Annotated in this window: 15 protein-coding genes; 13 read left to right on the forward strand and 2 right to left on the reverse strand. The window is 71.0% G+C overall.

Features of this window, described 5'->3' with window-relative positions:
- The first annotated feature begins 45 nt into the window (after positions 1 to 45).
- The 4 genes from NUH29_RS12315 (at position 46) to NUH29_RS12330 (ending at position 2,084) form a co-directional block, all read left to right on the forward strand.
- On the forward strand, positions 46 to 381 hold the full coding sequence (locus tag NUH29_RS12315) for an ArsR/SmtB family transcription factor (RefSeq protein ID WP_258799478.1): 336 nt from the start codon (positions 46 to 48) through the stop codon (positions 379 to 381).
- A gap of 17 nt (positions 382 to 398) precedes the next feature.
- A complete protein-coding gene (locus NUH29_RS12320; RefSeq protein WP_258799479.1) occupies positions 399 to 884 on the forward strand; it encodes an SRPBCC family protein in 486 nt (161 codons plus the stop codon).
- An 18-nt stretch (positions 885 to 902) separates the two neighbouring features.
- On the forward strand, positions 903 to 1,250 hold the full coding sequence (locus NUH29_RS12325; protein ID WP_258799480.1) for a histone-like nucleoid-structuring protein Lsr2: 348 nt from the start codon (positions 903 to 905) through the stop codon (positions 1,248 to 1,250).
- Between the two features lie 126 nt (positions 1,251 to 1,376).
- Complete coding sequence (locus tag NUH29_RS12330; protein WP_258799481.1) at positions 1,377 to 2,084, forward strand: SOS response-associated peptidase; 708 nt, start codon at positions 1,377 to 1,379, stop codon at positions 2,082 to 2,084.
- A 1-nt stretch (position 2,085) separates the two neighbouring features.
- On the opposite strand, the gene NUH29_RS12335 is transcribed toward NUH29_RS12330, so the two are convergent.
- The gene (locus NUH29_RS12335) at positions 2,086 to 2,748 is read right to left on the reverse strand and encodes a TIGR00645 family protein (RefSeq protein WP_258799482.1); all 663 of its coding nucleotides are present in this window, start codon (positions 2,746 to 2,748) and stop codon (positions 2,086 to 2,088) included.
- 237 nt (positions 2,749 to 2,985) lie between these two features.
- Here NUH29_RS12335 and NUH29_RS12340 point away from each other — a divergent pair, with 237 nt between their 5' ends.
- Positions 2,986 to 4,098 (forward strand): DUF222 domain-containing protein, encoded by a 1,113-nt coding sequence (locus NUH29_RS12340; protein ID WP_258799483.1) that lies wholly within the window; start codon positions 2,986 to 2,988, stop codon positions 4,096 to 4,098.
- Entirely contained in the window at positions 4,098 to 4,349 is a 252-nt protein-coding gene (locus NUH29_RS12345) for an HNH endonuclease (protein WP_258799485.1), read from the forward strand. The genes NUH29_RS12340 and NUH29_RS12345 overlap by 1 nt, the downstream gene beginning before the upstream one ends.
- A gap of 89 nt (positions 4,350 to 4,438) precedes the next feature.
- Here NUH29_RS12345 and NUH29_RS12350 read toward each other — a convergent pair whose 3' ends face one another.
- A complete protein-coding gene (locus NUH29_RS12350; RefSeq protein ID WP_258799487.1) occupies positions 4,439 to 4,735 on the reverse strand; it encodes a 2TM domain-containing protein in 297 nt (98 codons plus the stop codon).
- Positions 4,736 to 4,929: 194 nt separating this feature from the next.
- Between NUH29_RS12350 and NUH29_RS12355 the strand changes: the two genes are divergently transcribed.
- The 7 genes from NUH29_RS12355 (at position 4,930) to NUH29_RS12385 (ending at position 16,741) form a co-directional block, all read left to right on the forward strand.
- Entirely contained in the window at positions 4,930 to 5,919 is a 990-nt protein-coding gene (locus tag NUH29_RS12355; RefSeq protein ID WP_258799488.1) for a TerC family protein, read from the forward strand.
- Between the two features lie 47 nt (positions 5,920 to 5,966).
- A complete protein-coding gene (locus NUH29_RS12360) occupies positions 5,967 to 6,506 on the forward strand; it encodes an FHA domain-containing protein (protein WP_258799489.1) in 540 nt (179 codons plus the stop codon).
- 91 nt (positions 6,507 to 6,597) lie between these two features.
- Positions 6,598 to 7,449, forward strand: coding sequence for a PP2C family protein-serine/threonine phosphatase (locus NUH29_RS12365; protein ID WP_258799490.1), 852 nt, complete (start codon positions 6,598 to 6,600; stop codon positions 7,447 to 7,449).
- A gap of 2 nt (positions 7,450 to 7,451) precedes the next feature.
- Positions 7,452 to 8,609: an FHA domain-containing protein gene (locus tag NUH29_RS12370; protein ID WP_258799491.1), complete on the forward strand. Its 1,158-nt coding sequence runs from the start codon at positions 7,452 to 7,454 to the stop codon at positions 8,607 to 8,609.
- On the forward strand, positions 8,609 to 10,261 hold the full coding sequence (locus NUH29_RS12375) for a serine/threonine-protein kinase (protein WP_258799492.1): 1,653 nt from the start codon (positions 8,609 to 8,611) through the stop codon (positions 10,259 to 10,261). The genes NUH29_RS12370 and NUH29_RS12375 overlap by 1 nt, the downstream gene beginning before the upstream one ends.
- Positions 10,262 to 10,263: 2 nt before the next feature.
- Positions 10,264 to 10,992 (forward strand): hypothetical protein, encoded by a 729-nt coding sequence (locus tag NUH29_RS12380; RefSeq protein WP_258799493.1) that lies wholly within the window; start codon positions 10,264 to 10,266, stop codon positions 10,990 to 10,992.
- A gap of 100 nt (positions 10,993 to 11,092) precedes the next feature.
- On the forward strand, positions 11,093 to 16,741 hold the full coding sequence (locus NUH29_RS12385; protein ID WP_258799494.1) for an Ig-like domain-containing protein: 5,649 nt from the start codon (positions 11,093 to 11,095) through the stop codon (positions 16,739 to 16,741).
- The last annotated feature ends 4 nt before the right edge of the window (positions 16,742 to 16,745 follow it).

Genomic DNA, 16,745 nt, shown 5'->3' on the forward strand with positions numbered 1-16,745 from the left:
TGCGCTGCTTGCGCTTTGCGGCTCCGCCCCCTAACCTACAACCAAATGGTTGTATCAACTGATCTGAGCGACGCCGACGTGGACCGGCTCTTCCACGCGCTCGCCGACGCGACGCGCCGCGACATCCTGCGGCGCAGCGTCGACGGCGAGCTCTCGGTGAGCCGCCTCGCCGCCGACTACCCAATGAGCTTCGCCGCCGTGCAGAAGCACGTCGCGGTGCTCGAGCAGGTGGGGCTCGTGACCAAGGTGCGCCGCGGACGGGAGTTGCTCGTGCGATCGGAACCCGAGGCCCTGCGGCGCGCCCGTGAGGCGCTCGACCAGCTGGAAGAGGCATGGCGGGGGCGCATCCAGCGCATGTCCGCCCTGCTCGACGAAGACTGACGGAAGGAAGCAGAGACATGGAACTGACGGTCGACAAGGACCTCGAGAACGCGACCCTCACGGTGACGGCGACCTTCGCCCATCCGCTCGAGAAGGTGTGGGAGCTCTACGCCGACCCGCGCAAGATGGAGCGCTGGTGGGGGCCGCCCACGCATCCGGCGACCGTCGTGCGGCACGAGCTCACGCCGGGCGGTACCGTGCACTACTTCATGACGAGCCCCGAAGGCGAGCAGTTCCACGGCATCTGGCGTGTGCTCAGCGTCGAGCCGCACGTCGGCTTCACGGCCGACGACTTCTTCGCGGATGCCGAGGGCACCCCGGTCGAGGGCATGCCGACCACCCACATGGACTACCGCTTCGAGGCGACCGACGGCGGCGCGCGCATGGTGTGCGTCTCGCGCTACGACACCACCGAGGAGCTGCAGAAGACCCTCGAGATGGGCATGGAGGAGGGGCTCGCCGGCGCGATGGGTCAGATGGAGGCCGTGCTCGCCGAAGGCTGAGGGCTCTACACTCACGGCATGGCGAAGAAGACGATCACGATCCTCACCGACGACCTCGACGGGGAGGAGCTGCCGGCCGGTTCGCGCTCGACGCGCTTCGCGCTCGACGGCGTCGACTACGAGATCGACCTCGGTGCCGACAACGCCCGTGCGCTCGCCGAAGCGCTCGCGCCGTACATCGCGGCCGGGCGCCGTGTCGGGGGAGCGTCGCGCGCCTCCGCCCCGCGCGCCCGCTCCGCGTCGAACGGCTCCAGCCCCGACCGTCTCGCCGCCATCCGCACCTGGGCGCAGGGCAACGGCTACACCGTCGGCGACCGCGGGCGCATCAAGGCCGAGATCGTCGACGCGTTCGACGCCCAGCACTGAGTATCCTGGTGCCGCGATAATCCGCGGCACTCCGCTCCGCGGTACGAGCGCGGTCGCACCGCTGCGCGGTCGGGGGTGGGGGTCGGGCAACACCGCGGCGTCGGGGGTGCGCGGGATGATGTGGGCATGTGCGGACGATTCGCGAACGACGCCGAGACGAACGAGCTGATCGAGGAGTTCGTCGCCCAGGGCAACGACTACCGCGACTGGCGGCCGAGCTTCTCGATCGCCCCGACGGATGTGGTGCCCATCGTGCGCGACCGGGCCGCGTCATCCGGTGAGATCGTGCGCGGCATCGAACCTGCCGCGTGGGACTTCCACCCGCCGTTCCTGACCGCGAAGGGGCGCCCGCAGTTCAACGCCCGCATCGAGACGGTCGCCACCAACGGCCTGTGGAGGTCGGCGTTCGCCGGCAACCGCTGCATCGTCCCGATGCGCGGCTACTACGAGTGGACGGGTGAGGCGGGCGACAAGCAGCCGCACTTCCTGCACGGAGAGCGTCCGCTGCTCGCAGCCGCGGGGCTGGCGACGGCACGCAAGGTCGACGACCGGTGGGTGGTGTCGACGGTGATCGTCACACGCGAGGCGCGCGACGCATCCGGCGAGGTGCACGACCGCATGCCGGCGTTCCTCAGCCGCGACGCCTACGACGAGTGGCTCTCGCCCGCGAAGCTTGCGAGCGACGCCGAGAAGCAGCGCATGCTCGACCTGCTCGAAGCGGTGTCGGCCGAGATGGCCGCCACGATCTCGAGTTACGAGGTCGACCGGCGCGTCAACAACTCGCGCGCCGTCGACCCGGCCGACCCGCAGCTGATCGCGCCCCTCGCCGGCTGACTCAGGCGTGCGCGAGCGTCGGCTCGACCGGCTCCTCGTGCGCTCCGGACGCGTGCAGCTTCGCCTGCGTCGACACCGACCACTTGTCGATGAGCGCGAGCGCGAGCGCCGACACGATGAAGGTCAGGTGGATCATCACCTGCCAGAACACGCCCTCGCCGGTGTACGTCTCACCGGTCGTGTTCTCGGCTCCCGAGGCGCCGAGGTCGCCCACCTCGATGAAGGTCTTGAGCAGGTGGATCGACGAGATGCCGATGATCGCCATCGCGAGCTTCACCTTGAGCACGTTGGCGTTGACGTGGCTGAGCCATTCCGGCTGGTCGGGGTGGTCGTCGACCCGGATGCGCGAGACGAAGGTCTCGTATCCGCCGATGATCACCATGATGAGCAGGTTGGCGATCATCACCACGTCGATCAGGCCGAGCACGGCCAGCATGATCGTGGCCTCCTCGATCTTCGGCCAGTGGCTGATCACCTCCTCGCCCAGGTGCCACAGCTCGACCATGAAGACGACCACGTAGATCGCCTGGGCGACGATCAGCCCCAGGTAGAGGGGCGCCTGCAGCCAGCGGCTGAAGAAGATGAAGTACCCGACGGCACTCACCCAGGGCGTCTGGGCCTTGCGGGTGCGAGGCGGGATGTCGGTCGTGCGCGGCTCGGTCATCGGGGCGGTGCTCCTGGTCGGGTCGTGTCGGCGATCTCAGAATACGGCGCCGCAGCCTGGGAGAAGGCTGCTCCCCGCCGGGCGGACGGCACGGCCTCCCGCCGCTCGCGTGTCGAGACCTGCCGTGCGCTCGCGCTGGCCCGGGCTTCGTCTCCTCCCGCTTCGGTGGGGTGGTGACTTCTCCACCAGTACTGCCCTGAGTCTCGAACATTCGTTCGGGTCGTGGGAGGATCGGGTATGGCTTCGATCACCGACTCCCTCGCCCGGGTGGGTGATCTGTCGGTGCCGTTCGCCCCCGTGTCGGTGGCGGGTTTGGGTGATGCGGAGTTGCTGGTGTCGCAGCGTTGGATCGCGGAGGTGCGGCGTCGCTTGGATGCGGTGGCGGCGACGGTGGCGGGTGAGATCGCCCACCGTTCGCGCCGCGAGTTGGGGCATGCGGGGCTGGCGCAGTCGGAGGGGGTGCGGACTGCGGAGGAGTTGATCGCGAAGGTGTCCGGCACCTCCACCCGGGATGCCCGCACGCTCGTGAAGGCAGCAGAGCTGCTGTCCGTCGATCGGCCGACGATGCCCGAGGCGCCGCCGGTGCCGCGGTGGCAGCGCTTGATCGGCGACGCGGTCGCCGCCGCGACGATCTCGGTGGAGGCGGCGGAGCTGATCCGCGCCCGCCTGACCGCGGCAGCCCAGGGCACCACGGGCGATGTGCTGGAAGAAGCAGTCGGACAGTTGCTCCGCGAGGCGCCGGGACTGACGATCGAGCAACTCGCGATCCGTGCGGGCCGTGTGCGTGACGAACTCGACCTGGCCGGCATCGCCGCCCGGGAGCGGGAACTGCACCAGAAGCGGTTCCTGCGGGTGAGCCCGCAGTTGGATGGGATGACCCGGGTGACGGGGTTGTTGGATCCGGAGTCGGCGGTGATCGTGGTGCCGATCCTCGACGCCGCCACCTCACCCCGCCGCGGCGGACCCCGGTTCGTGGATCCGGACGCCATCGAACGTGCGGAAGACATCATGCGGGACGAGCGCAGCACGGAGCAGCTCGCCCTCGACACCTTCGTCGACCTGCTGCGTGCGGGTGCGCAGGTCGATCCGAACCGGCTGCTCGGGGATCGGAAGCCCGCCGTCCGGATCCTCGTCACGAAGACGACCTCGACACCCGGGTGGGTGCCGCGTTCTTCGAAGGGCAGAGCGAGGCGGTGTCGATCGACACGGCGGAGCGGTTCATCTGCAGCACCGGCGCCATCCCGATCCTGTTCGACGGAGACGGCAAAGCGCTCAACCTGGGGCGGGAACAGCGACTGTTCACGGAGAAGCAACGGACCGCGATGGCCGCCCGGGATGGCGGGTGCCTGATGTGCGGGCGGCCACCCGCCTGGTGCGAAGCACACCACATCGACCACTGGGACGAACACGACGGCCGCACCGACATCGACAGTGGGGTGCTGCTGTGCCGGTTCTGCCACCTCAGCATCCACAACAACCGGTGGCGCATCCGACGAGACGGCGGCGACTACCTGCTCGAGAAACCCGACCGGGATGGGACCCTGCGACACACACGGCTGCCCTCCCGCAGCCCCGCACTCGAGCGACTCCTCGCCGGGTGACCGGCCCCCGTGCCAGTGGTCTCGAGACGCCTGCCGCCACGCGGCGCGCTCCTCGACCACCTGCAGGGGGTGGCGGGCGACCGGCGGGCTCAGCGCTTGCGGCGAGTCATCCGCTCGACCTCGGCGTCGACATCCGCCTCGGTCACGAAGCGACGCGTGATGCCCCACGCGTCGAGAGCCGCGAAGACGGTCGCGAGCACGAAGCCGATGATCGGCCAGATCGGCCAGAAGTAGCTGCCGGGGCCGCTCGTCACGTACCAGATCACGAGCAGCAGCACGGTCACGACCACGAAGATCGCGAGCATCGAGAAGAAGTCGCGCTTGGCCTTCACGCGCTTGCGGGCCTCCGCGCGGAGCGCGTCGTCGTCAGGGGAGGAGTCGCTCATGCCGACCACCCTAGGGCTCGACCCCGCATGCCACTAGACTGGCGGGGCGAAGGGGAGTATCCCACCTCGTCGCGACCGTCATCACGGGCTCCGAAGCCGCAGCCCCGGTCGCGACCGCGGAACCGCGCAGATCAGGCGCACACCGCGCGGGAGAGACGTTCGAGGTTCCTCCGTCTCCACTCCGAAAGGCCCCCGTGCACCTCGCCCTCCCCCTCTGGTTCGAGATCGGCACCTATGCGGTGCTCGCGCTCATCCTCGCGTTCGACCTCGTGCTCGCGTTCAAGCGCCCCCACGTGCCGTCCACCCGCGAGTCCGCACTCTGGATCGGCTTCTACGTGCTGCTGGCTCTCGCCTTCGCGGGCCTCATGCTCGTGCTCGGCGACGCGGAGCACGCCGGCCAGTTCGTCGCCGGCTGGCTCACCGAGTACAGCCTCTCGATCGACAACCTCTTCGTGTTCCTGCTGATCATGGCTCGCTTCGCCGTCCCCCGGAAGTATCAGCAGGAGCTGCTGATGATCGGCATCATCCTGGCGCTCGTCTTCCGCGGCGTCTTCATCGTGCTCGGCTCCGCCCTCATCGAGAACTTCAGCTGGGTGTTCTACATCTTCGGCGCGTTCCTCGTGTTCACCGCGATCCAGCAGGTGCGCACCGGCCCGCACGACGAGGTCGAACGCGAGGGCAGGATGCTGAGCTGGATGCGCACGCGGGTCGCCATCACCGACACCTTCGACGGCGCGAAGCTGCGCACCACCATCGACGGCCGCCGCATGTTCACCCCCGTGCTGATGGTGCTCGTGGCGCTCGGCACCACCGACCTGGTCTTCGCGCTCGACTCGATCCCGGCGATCTTCGGCATCACCCAGAGCCCGTTCATCGTGTTCACGGCGAACGTGTTCGCCCTGATGGGCCTGCGGCAGCTCTACTTCCTGCTCGGCGACCTGGTCGACAAGCTCGAATACCTGCGGTTCGGCATCGCCTTCATCCTGCTGTTCATCGGCGTCAAGCTCGTGCTGCACGCCATGCACGAGAACGAGCTGCCGTTCATCAACGGCGGCCACCCGATCGAGTGGGCGCCCGAGATCAGCACCTGGGCGTCGCTCGCGGTGATCGTCGTCTCGATGGCCGTCGCCGTCGTCGCGAGCCTCATCCGGATGCGCGTCACCCGGGTGAAGTCGCCCCGATAACGGCGAGCACGCTTGACGTGGCCAGGTTGCGTGGAAATGATCATGATGTGAACGAGGCCACACCGGGATTCCAGCCAGGGGATCCGGTGCTGCGCCCACCGTGGCTGACCGGCGGCGACCTGGAGCCCGGGCTCGTCGACACCCGCACCCGCCTCGTCGGGCGCGGCATCCCGCCCCGCGACCCCTCGGAGCCGGTGTTCTTCCCCGGCGGGCCCCCGCGCCACGTCAGCGGATGGGTGCTGCTGCTCGCCGACGGCGACCGGATCGCCGTCGACGGCCCCGTCGTCGTCGGACGCAAGCCCTTCGACGTCGAGGGCTTCCCCGACGCGAAGCTCGTCACCGTCGAAGACCGCGAGAAGACGGTGTCGAAGAACCACGCCATCCTGCTCCCGTACGACGGCGGGTTGTTCGTGCTCGACCTCAACTCCACGAACGGCGTCTCCGTGGTGGCGAACCGCCGCCGCACCGTCGTCGCCTCGACCGAGTTCAGCCCCGTGCCCGACGGCGCGGTCATCGAGCTGGGCTCCTACCTGCTGGGCGTCGACAACGTGATCCCCGAGACCCCCGAGGCGGCCCCGGAGGCCTGACGCCCGGGGCATGGGGAGCGCTCCCCGTCGGGCGGCCGTCTGTCGACCGCGCGATCTTGCTACGTTTGCATCGACTGCTGAGGGACGGGGGATGCCGGTGGAGGTCCGCGAGGAGTTCGCGATCGGCGACACGATCGTGAGCCTGCGGCATGCCGGTGCGACCCACGTCGGCGCCGTGCGCGCGAGCAACGAGGACAGCTTCCTCTCGGCGCCGCCGTACTGGATCGTCGCCGACGGCATGGGCGGTCACGCCCACGGCGACCTCGCGAGCCGCGCCGCGATCGAGGTGTTCGCGAGCGCCGTCCCGACCGGGCCGGCGAGCGCCCGCGTCGTGCTCGACGCCGTGCGACGCGCGAACGACGCGGTGGTCGCCCTCCGCGACGGCAGCATGTCGGGCACCACCCTCACCGGGGTCGCGATCGTCGACATCGACGGCGCCGGGCCCCACTGGATGACGTTCAACGTCGGCGACTCGCGCACCTACTCGTGGGACGGGCGCCGGCTCGAGCAGCAGAGCATCGACCACTCCGCCGTGCAGGAGCTGGTCGCCGCCGGCCTCCTCAGCCCCGAGGATGCGGCGGTGCACCCGCAGCGCAACATCGTCACCCGGGCGCTCGGCGCGGAGACGGAGGTCGAGCCCGACGTGTGGCTCGTGCCGGTGCGCGCCCGCCAGACCTTCCTGCTCTGCAGCGACGGGCTCACGAAGGAGCTCGGCGACGACGAGATCGCCCGCATCATCGTGTTCCACGACCAGCAGGTCGCCCGCGAGCCCGACGGCCCGAGCCTCGCCGAGCGGCTGGTCGGCGCCGCGGTGGCCGCCGGCGGACGCGATAACGTGACCGTGGTGGTCGTGGAGTCGGAGGTGCCCGAAGACGCCGGCCCCCTCGACGAGACCGTCGATCGCGACCCGCGACTGCTCGAAGACACGATGCCGAGGGCCTGAACGTGACCCACCGCTATACCGCCGCCCACGACGGCTGGCTCGCCTTCGTCACGCCCGCCCGCGCGCTGTTCGTGGCCGGTGCCCTGGATGCCGCCGACGTCGATCGGCTGTGGGTGCGGATCCGCGACGAACGGGGCCCGGCCGGCGTGCTCGAGGCGCTCACCTCGCACGGTCTCTTCTCCACCCCGCCGTTCGCCTTCGTCGAGCTGCTCGACGGGGGCGTCGACGTGATCGTGCGCGGGGACGCGGTCGTGCGCGCGGGCGCCGAGCAGGTCTCCGGCTCCGGGGCGACCACCTGGATCGAGCGCCGGCTGCCCGGCGGGTCGGTCGGCGTCACCCTGAGCGGCACCGCCGGGCTCGAGCTGCCCATCGAGGCGGGAGTGGTGCGCGCCGCGGCGTTCGCGACGGGCGCCGCCACGACGCCGCCCCCCGCGCCCGCGCCATCCGCCGTCCCCGCCGCCGTGCCCGCCCCCGACCCGGCGCCCGCCGGTGCGCCGCCCCCGGAACCGGCGCCCGCGTCGGCGATCTCCGAGGAGACGGTCGCGGTGCCCGGCGACGAGATCGGCGCCCCGCCGACCGCCGCGACGACCGACGCCCCCGCCGCCCCGGGCGGCGGCTACGACTACCTCTTCGGCGACACCATGTACCGCTCGGTCGAGGACGCCGCCGTGCGCGCCCCCGAACCGGCGGAGGAGGAGGACGCCCCTCCCGCGGAGACGGTGGACGGCGACCACGACGGCAGCACCGTGCTGGCGTCGTCGATCACCCGCACCGGCCGCCCGCGCCGCCCCCGCGGCGACGGCCCCGCCCTCCCCGCCGCCCCGGCGCTGGCGGTGGTGCTGCCGAGCGGCATCCGCGAGCCGCTCGACCCGGCCATCGTGCTCGGCAGGTCGCCGAGCGTCTCCGGCGTGCCCGGGAGGCAGTTGCCGCGGCTCGTCACGATCACCGCGGGCGACCAGGACATCTCGCGCTCGCACCTGCGGATCGCGGTGGAGGGCGGCACGGTGGTGGTGACCGACCTGCACTCGCGCAACGGCACCTCGGTCGTGCTTCCGAACGGCGAGAGCCAGAAGCTGCGCGGAGGCGAGCCGACCCCGGTGATCGTCGGCACCGTCATCGACCTGGGCGGCGGCGTCGAGCTGACGGTGGAGGAGATCTGATGCGCCGACCCGCGTCGACGCCTCCCGAGCTGCCCGGCTACACCTACCAGCGGCTGCTCGGGTCCGGAGGGTTCTCGGACGTCTTCCTCTACGAGCAGCACCTCCCGAAGCGCCGGGTGGCGGTGAAGGTGCTGCTGCTCGACGAGCTGACGGCCGCGAACCGCGCGGCCTTCGCCGCCGAGGCGAACCTCATGGCGCAGCTCTCGGCGCATCCGTACATCGTCACCATCCACCACGCCGACGTCGCCGCCGACGACCGGCCGTTCTTCGTCATGGAGTACTGCTCGGGCCCGAGCCTCGCCGAGCGCTACAAGCAGGCGCCGCTCGCCGTCGCGGATGCGCTGCGCACCGGCGTGCGCCTGTCGAGCGCCGTGCAGACCGCCCACCAGGCGGGGATCCTGCACCGCGACATCAAGCCCGCCAACGTGCTCGGCAACGACTACGGCTGGCCGGCGCTCACCGACTTCGGCATCTCGTCGGCGGTCGACGACGCCCTGCCCGTGCACACCACGACCCTCGCGGCGGGTGCCGCCGACACGGCGGGCGCCACCGGCGGCACCTCGGGGCAGGTCGGCCTCTCGGTGCCCTGGTCGCCACCCGAGATGTTCGACGACGACCCCGCTCCGGACGTGCGCAGCGACGTGTTCTCGCTCGCCGCCACCATCTGGACGGTGCTCGCCGGGCAGACGCCGTTCGAGGTGCGCGGGCGCGGCAACGGGACCCTCGACCTGATCGGGCGCATCGAGCGCGGGGCGATCACCCCGATGGATCGCACCGATGTGCCGCGGTCGCTCGTCGCCGTGCTGCAGAAGGGCATGGCGACCGATCCGGATGACCGCTTCGCGAGCGCGCTCGACTTCGGCCGCGCCCTGCAGCGGGTGGAGATGGAGCTCGGCTACGCGCGCACCGAGCTCGAGATCCCGAACCTGCACACGGAGGTCGCCGCGCGCCCCGCGGACACGGGCGACGCCGACGAGACGCGGGTGCGCCAGGTCGCCACCATCGAGGCGCAACCGCTCGCCGCCGCCCCCGCGCAGGCAGTCGACGAGACGCGGGCGCGCACCACCGCGACGATCGAGGCGCAGCCGGCGACCGCGACGGCCACCGCGCCGCCCGCCGTGTCGCCCGCCGCCGTCGCCTCGGACGCGCTGCCGAGCGAGACGATCGTGCGCCCCCGGGGACCGGTGGTGCCGCCGCCGGCGACCGAGGCACCGGTCGAGGCGGCGACGCGGTCGCGTCGGGGCCGCGTCGTCGGGATCGTGGTCGCGGTGATCGCCGCCCTCGTGGTGGCGGCGGTCGTGGTCTCGGTCGCGCTGTTCGGCGGCTCGCCCCAGGAGCAGGCACCCCCCTCGTCCCCCCGTCCCAGCAGCACGGCGGCCGTACCCCAGCGCATCGACCCGCCGGTGCTGAGCGGCGATCCGACGCTGTCGGGTTCGACGGTCACGTTCCCGGTGTCGAACCCCGACGCCCAGGACGGCGACACCCTCATCTGGAGGATCAGCAACCGCCCCGACCAGCCCGACCAGCATCCGGTGCAGGGCGACGCGGTCGTCGTCGACGGCTACACCGGTGCGCCGCTCTGCGTCGACGTGCTCGTGGTGCGCGCCGGACGCACCTCCGATCCGCTGACCGCCTGCTACCCGCCCGCCTGACCATGAGCACCCTGCGCATCGAGTTCTGCGGCGAGCACTACACGGCCGCCGAGGGCGAGGACTTCGTGATCGGCCGGGAGGGCGACCTCGAGATCGACGACAACCCGTACCTGCACCGCAGGTTCCTGCTGATCACGCAGGAGAACGGGCTGTGGTGGATCGCGAACGTCGGCACGCTGCTCTCGGCCACCGTGAGCGACGGTTCGGGCGGGGTACAGGCCTGGCTGCCGCCCGGCGCCCGGCTGCCCGTCGTGTTCCCGTTCGTGCAGGTGCTGTTCAGCGCGGGCGCGACCACCTACGACTTCACGATCCAGAACGACGCGCAGTACTTCTCGACCACCCACATCCACGCGGGCGCGTCGGGCACGACGACGATCGGCGCCGTGCCGCTCACGAGCTCGCAGCGGCTGCTCGTGGTGGCGCTGTCCGAGCAGGTGCTCGCCCAGGATTCCCCGGGCCGGGGGCAGATCCCGAGCAACGCGGAGGCGGCGGAGCGTCTCGGCTGGCCCCTCACGACCTTCAACCGCAAGCTCGACAACGTGTGCGAGAAGCTCGACAAGGTGGGCGTGGCGGGTCTGCGCGGGGGCCGCGGCAAGCTCGCCACGAACCGTCGCGCGCGACTCGTCGAGTACGCCGTCGCGAGCCACCTGGTGAGCCGCGACGACCTCGTGCTGCTCGAGCGGAACGCCGCGGGCGGGGCCGGTCCGAGGGTGCCGGGGGACGGGGAGTAGTCCCCATCTGCTCCGCAAATCCGACGCCTCCTCGCGTGTTAGCCTGATCCGGCTTCGTACCCCGATTCGGGGGAGACCGCACCGACCGGGGGGACACAGGGTGATCGCGGAGGCCTGGCGCGCGCGTCGCAAGACCGTCGCCGTGGCCACCGTCGTGGCTCTCCTCGCGGGCGGGACCCTGACGATCGCGGCCCTGCATCCGGGGTTCCCCGTGTCGGATGTCGACCTCACCTCGCGGGACGTCTGGGTGACGAACGGCGAGCGGCTGCTCGGCGGGCGGCTCAACAAGCAGATCGACGAGCTCAACGCCTCGATCACCACCACGTCCCCCGCGACCGAGGTGCTGCAGCGCGGTGACGACGTCTACGTCGTCGATCCCGACAACCACCGTCTCGAGTCGGTCGACCCGGCGACGACCGCGATCACGAGCTCCGTCGACCTGCCGCCCGACGCCGAGGTGAGCTACGGCGGCGACGTGCTCGCCGTGGTCGCGGACGGCGACCTCTGGGCGCTGTCGAGCATCGGAGACCTGCGCCTCGACGTGGTGTCGCAGCCGCCGCTGCTCGAGCTCGGCGACGGCGGCCACGCGGTGGTCACCCCGAGCGGCGCGATCATCGCGATCGCCCCCGAGAAGAAGAAGGCCTACCGCATCGCGACCCTCGCGGACGAGCCGGTCGAGTCGGCGTTCCCGAAGATCGGCGACTCCCAGCTCGCGGCGATCGGCGAGACCGCCGTCGCGCTCGACGAGTCCACCAACGAGCTCGTGCTCGAGAACGGCACCGTGCGACCGCTCGGCGACGAGCGCGCGCTGCGGCTTCAGCAGAGCGGTCCCGCCTCCGACCGCGCGGTGCTCGCCACCGGATCCGGTCTGCTGAGCGTCTCGCTCGGTTCGGGTGAGGTGCAGACCATCGACGCCGAGGTGAGCGCGTCGACCTCCGACCCGGACGACGTCGCGGCCCCCGTGAACCTCGACGGATGCGTGCACGGCGCGTGGGCGCAGTCGCAGCGCTACCTGCTCGCCTGCGCGGGCGAGGAGCCGGCGGCGTACGACATCGACCAGCCGACGGCGGGCAGCGCCCTCGAGTTCCGGGTCAACCGCAGCATCGTCGTGCTCAACGACCTCGACAACGGCAACGTGTGGCTCCCGGCCGAGAACATGCGCCTCGTCGACAACTGGGACGACGTGGTGCCGCCCGAGGTCGAGGAGACCGAGGAGGAGGGCGACGACAAGTCGGCCCTGCAGTCGTTCGAGGACACCCTCGCCGAGCGCACCGACGAGAACCGTGCCCCCACCGCGGTCGACGACGAGTTCGGCATCCGCGAGGGGCGCACCACGATCCTCTCGGTGCTCGACAACGACACCGATCCCGACGGCGACGTGCTCGTCGTCTCGAAGCACGGCGAGGTCAACGAGTCGACCGGCCACCTCGACTTCATCGACGGCAGCCGGGCGCTCCAGTTCACCCCGGCCCCCGGGTTCGTCGGCACGATCAACTTCGATTACACGGTCGACGACGGCCGCGGCGGCACGGCGACCGCGCACGTGACGGCCCGCGTCGTGCCGGACGGCGCCAACCAGCAGCCGGTCGAGCTGCGGCGCTCCGCGGTCAGCGTGGAGGCGAACCAGACGATCGAGTACAACGTGCTCGCCAACTGGCGCGACCCGGACGGCGACGAGCTGTTCCTGGTGGGCGCGGCGCCGACCTCGGGCGACCTCGTGCGCTTCACCCCCGACGGCGTGATCACCTTCACCCACCAGACCTCGGAGCTGGGCGAGAAGGAGGTGCAGTTCCAGGTCACCGACGGGGCGGGCGACTCGGTCACCGGCACGCTCATCGTCGACGTGAAGCCGGCCGGAACGCTCGACCCGATCGGCACCCCCGACTTCGCGACCGCGTTCGTCGGCGAGCAGGTCACCGTGAAGCCGCTCGAGAACGACCTGTCGCCCAACGGGGCGCCGCTCGCGCTCACCGGCATCGAGGACCCGGGCGAGGGCACCACGGCGACCCTCGACACCGACGACGGCACGGTGCGCTTCGAGGCCTCGGCGGCCGGGATCTACTACTTCACCTACACGCTCCAGGCGGGTCCGGCGTCGAGCGTCGGCATCGTCCGGGTCGACGTGCAGGAGCTGCCCGCCGACCTGGCCATCCCGCCGGTCGCCGTGAAGGACACCGCCTACCTGCGACCCGACCAGCCGACGACCGTCTCGGTGCTCTCGAACGACGTCAGCCCGACCGGACGCATCCTCGCGGTGCAGTCGGTGTCGGTGCCCGCCGACGTGCAGGCGAAGGGCGTCGTGGTCGAGCTGCTCGAGTCGACGCTCATCCGGGTGAACGCGCCGCAGGCCCTCACGAGCCAGGTGAGCTTCACCTACACGATCTCGGACGGGCTCAACACGGCCAGCGCCGGCGTCACCGTCGTGCCGGTCCCCGCGCTCACCAAGCACCAGCCTCCGATCGCCGTCGACGACGATGTCACCGTGCGTGCCGGCGACATCGCGACCGTGCACGTGCTCGAGAACGATCGCCACCCGGACGATTCGCGGATGTTCCTCGACGACGAGCTCGTGACGGGCCCGAGCGACGGGCTCGCCTTCGTCTCCGCCGACACCGTGCGCTTCCAGGCTCCCCGGGAGCCCGGGCAGTACACCGTCGCCTACCGCGTGCTCGACCCGTACGGCGAGAGCGCCGCGGCGACGGTGCGCTTCACCGTCACCCCGCTCGACGAGGACACCAACCGCGCCCCGGTGCCGCAGCCCGCGACCGCCCGCGTGCTCGCCGGCGGGTCGATCCGCATCGACCTGCCCCTCGACGGCATCGATCCGGACGGCGACTCCACCTTCCTGCTGCGCACCCCGACGGGGGCCTCGCTCGGCACGATCGACGAGACGGGCGACGACTACATCGTCTACACGGCGGCCGAGGGCGTGTCCGGCACCGACGAGTTCGACTACCAGGTCTACGACGCGTTCGGGAAGACGGGCACGGCGAAGGTCCGCATCGCCGTCATCCCGCCGCCCGCGCAGCTGATGAACCCCAACCCGGTGCCCGACAACGTCTCGGTGCGACCCGGCAAGATCGCCCAGGTCGACCTCATGGCGAACGACTCCGACCCGCAGGGCTCGCCCATCCACGTCGCCGAGGAGCTGCTCGACGTGCCCGCCGGCATCGACGCCGAGGTGCTCGACAAGCGCTATCTGGTGCTGACCGCACCCGACGAGGAGATGTCGTTCTCGCTGCGGTACACCCTCGAGAACGACCTCGGGGGCTCGAAGGTCAGCTACGTGCAGGTGCAGGTCACCCCGGATGCGCCGCTGCTGCCGCCGTCGGCCTCCGACCTGACGCTCACCCTCAAGCAGATCGCGGGCAAGAAGTCGGTCACGGTCGACGTCTTCGACGGATCCGCTTTCAACCCGTCGGGTCCGAACTCCGCCCTCGTGGTGTCGCTCGAGGGTCCGAACTCCGCCTCCGCCGAGCTGATCCCCGACCAGCACGGCAAGATCACCGTCACGCCGGGGGATGTGCGCCAGGCGATCGCCTACCGGGTGACGAACGAGGACGACGAGCTCTCCGCGACGGCGTTCATCGTCGTGCCCGCCGCGGTCGACGACTCGTTCGACGACCCGCCGTTCATCGACCCGAACCTTCCGATCCAGTACGTCTCGATGAACGAGGCGCGCGAGTGGACGCTGTCGGACATCGTGAAGGTGCCGTCGGGACGCGACGCCTGGATCCCCGACGCCACCTCGGTGAGCTCGATCCAGAGCGACGGCACGCCGAACTTCGTCGACAGGGACACCATCCGCTTCCAGGGCGGGCTCGACTACCGGGGCCCCGCATCGGTCACCTTCACCGTCACGGACGGCGCCTCGAAGGACGACCCGAAGGGCAACACCGCGACCCTCACGCTGCCCATCGTGGTCGGCGACCCGCAGTTCCGCGACACCCCGCCGACGTTCACCACGCCGAGCCTGCAGGTCGAGGTGGGGGAGACGACGACCTTCGACCTGCGCACGGCGACGGGGCAGCCGAACCCGCAGATCGTCCAGGAGGTCACCTACTCGGAGCTGACGGGCACGGGCCCGAAGCTCTCGGGCGACATCTCCGGGTCGACCCTCACCATCAGCACACCGCGCAACACCCCCAAGGGCACCACCTTCCAGCTCGGGGTGACCCTGCGGTGGGACAAGTTCACCGTGCCCGGCACGATCGACGTCACGGTCGTCGGCTCGACGCGCGCCCCCGCGGTGGCGGTCGCCGACGACTACGAGACCCAGCGCGGCGACGGCGCGGTCGTGGCGAGCCCCCTCGTCAACGACTCGAACCCGTACGCCTCGACGGGCGAGCCGCTGAGGGTGGTCGACGCGGTCGTGCAGAACACCGGGGAGCCGGCCGGGGTGACCTTCACCTCCGACACTGTGCGCATCACCCCGAACCCGAGCCTCAAGTCCGGCACCGTCGTGGTGTTCTACACGATCCAGGACGCCACCGAGGATCCCGACCGCGAGGCGACCGGCACCATCACGGTGGTGGTCAGCGACGTGCCCGACCAGCCGCAGAAGCCGACCGTGCCGAGTCAGGGCGACGAGGGCGCGGTCACCATCGGGTTCCAGGCGCCGGCGGCGAACGGCAAGCCCATCACCTCCTACGAGGTGCGCTCGACCCCGTCGGTGCCGACGCCGACGAACTGCGCGCCGCCGTCGTGCACGATCACGGGGCTCACCAACGGCACGAGCTACCAGTTCTCGGTGCGGGCGATCAACGAGCACGGGCCGGGCGCCTGGTCGGCGTGGTCGGACGCGGTGATCCCGTACGGCACGCCGCAGACCCCGCAGAACGTGCAGCTCACGGTCACCGACCAGTGGACCGGCACCGGCTCGTACGCGAACAGCGGCTCGGTCTCGGCCTCGTGGTCGGCGGCGAACGCGAACGGCGGCAGCGTGCACTACGAGTGGCAGCTGTACCGGGGCGGCAGCGCCGTGTCGGGCAAGTCCGGATCGACCACCGCCACCGGGACCGGCTCGATCGCCGGTCTCGGCGCCGGCAGCTACACCGTGCGGGTCACGGCGGTGAACACCGGCAACAAGCGCAGCGCGGAGGCCACCTCGACCTCCGGAACCGTGACCGCGCAGGCGGTCCCCGACGTCCCGAGCGGCCTCTCGGGGAACAAGCTGGACGGCGACGCGCCTGACGGACGCATCCGCTGGACCTGGAACGCCTCGAGCGCATCGCCCGGCGGCACCGCGAACCTCAGCTACGAGGTCAACTTCAACGGCAACGGCTGGTCGGACGTCGGAACCTCGCGGTCGTACACGACGTCCGCGAACCTCGGCCAGGGCAGCTACGACATCAAGGTGCGCGCCGTGAACAAGGCCGGGGCCAGCGGCAACGCGACCGACAGCCAGAACATCGCCGCCGAGCCGCGCAATCCGGGGATCACGATCGTCGGCGTCAGCTCGACCACCTACACGTGCTCCAACGGCAACTACGCCTGCAAGCAGATCGCGGTGCGGTTCACCGACACGGGCGGCTCGTACGCGATCCACATCGAGGTCGAGGGCAGCTACACCTCGAACTCCAACACCGTGCCCGGCACCGGGGTGCGCCTCACCCAGTCCTACCAGGCCTCGACCGGCGGACCGCGGGTGCGCGTGGTCGCCACGGGCGGTCCCGACGGCACCCTGTACTCGCCGTGGATCTCGTCCGCCCAATGGGACAACTTCCGCAACAACGGACCGTACTACTGAGCCG

This window comes from Protaetiibacter mangrovi, from assembly GCF_024752305.1.
Lineage (GTDB): Bacteria > Actinomycetota > Actinomycetes > Actinomycetales > Microbacteriaceae > Homoserinibacter > Homoserinibacter mangrovi.

Coding starts and splice junctions, on each gene's coding strand:
- NUH29_RS12315 (WP_258799478.1), top strand. CDS start 46: ATGGTTGTATCAACTGATCTGAGCGACGCCGACGTGGACCGGCTCTTC.
- NUH29_RS12320 (WP_258799479.1), top strand. CDS start 399: ATGGAACTGACGGTCGACAAGGACCTCGAGAACGCGACCCTCACGGTG.
- NUH29_RS12325 (WP_258799480.1), top strand. CDS start 903: ATGGCGAAGAAGACGATCACGATCCTCACCGACGACCTCGACGGGGAG.
- NUH29_RS12330 (WP_258799481.1), top strand. CDS start 1,377: ATGTGCGGACGATTCGCGAACGACGCCGAGACGAACGAGCTGATCGAG.
- NUH29_RS12335 (WP_258799482.1), bottom strand. CDS start 2,748: ATGACCGAGCCGCGCACGACCGACATCCCGCCTCGCACCCGCAAGGCC.
- NUH29_RS12340 (WP_258799483.1), top strand. CDS start 2,986: ATGGCTTCGATCACCGACTCCCTCGCCCGGGTGGGTGATCTGTCGGTG.
- NUH29_RS12345 (WP_258799485.1), top strand. CDS start 4,098: ATGTGCGGGCGGCCACCCGCCTGGTGCGAAGCACACCACATCGACCAC.
- NUH29_RS12350 (WP_258799487.1), bottom strand. CDS start 4,735: ATGAGCGACTCCTCCCCTGACGACGACGCGCTCCGCGCGGAGGCCCGC.
- NUH29_RS12365 (WP_258799490.1), top strand. CDS start 6,598: ATGCCGGTGGAGGTCCGCGAGGAGTTCGCGATCGGCGACACGATCGTG.
- NUH29_RS12375 (WP_258799492.1), top strand. CDS start 8,609: ATGCGCCGACCCGCGTCGACGCCTCCCGAGCTGCCCGGCTACACCTAC.
- NUH29_RS12380 (WP_258799493.1), top strand. CDS start 10,264: ATGAGCACCCTGCGCATCGAGTTCTGCGGCGAGCACTACACGGCCGCC.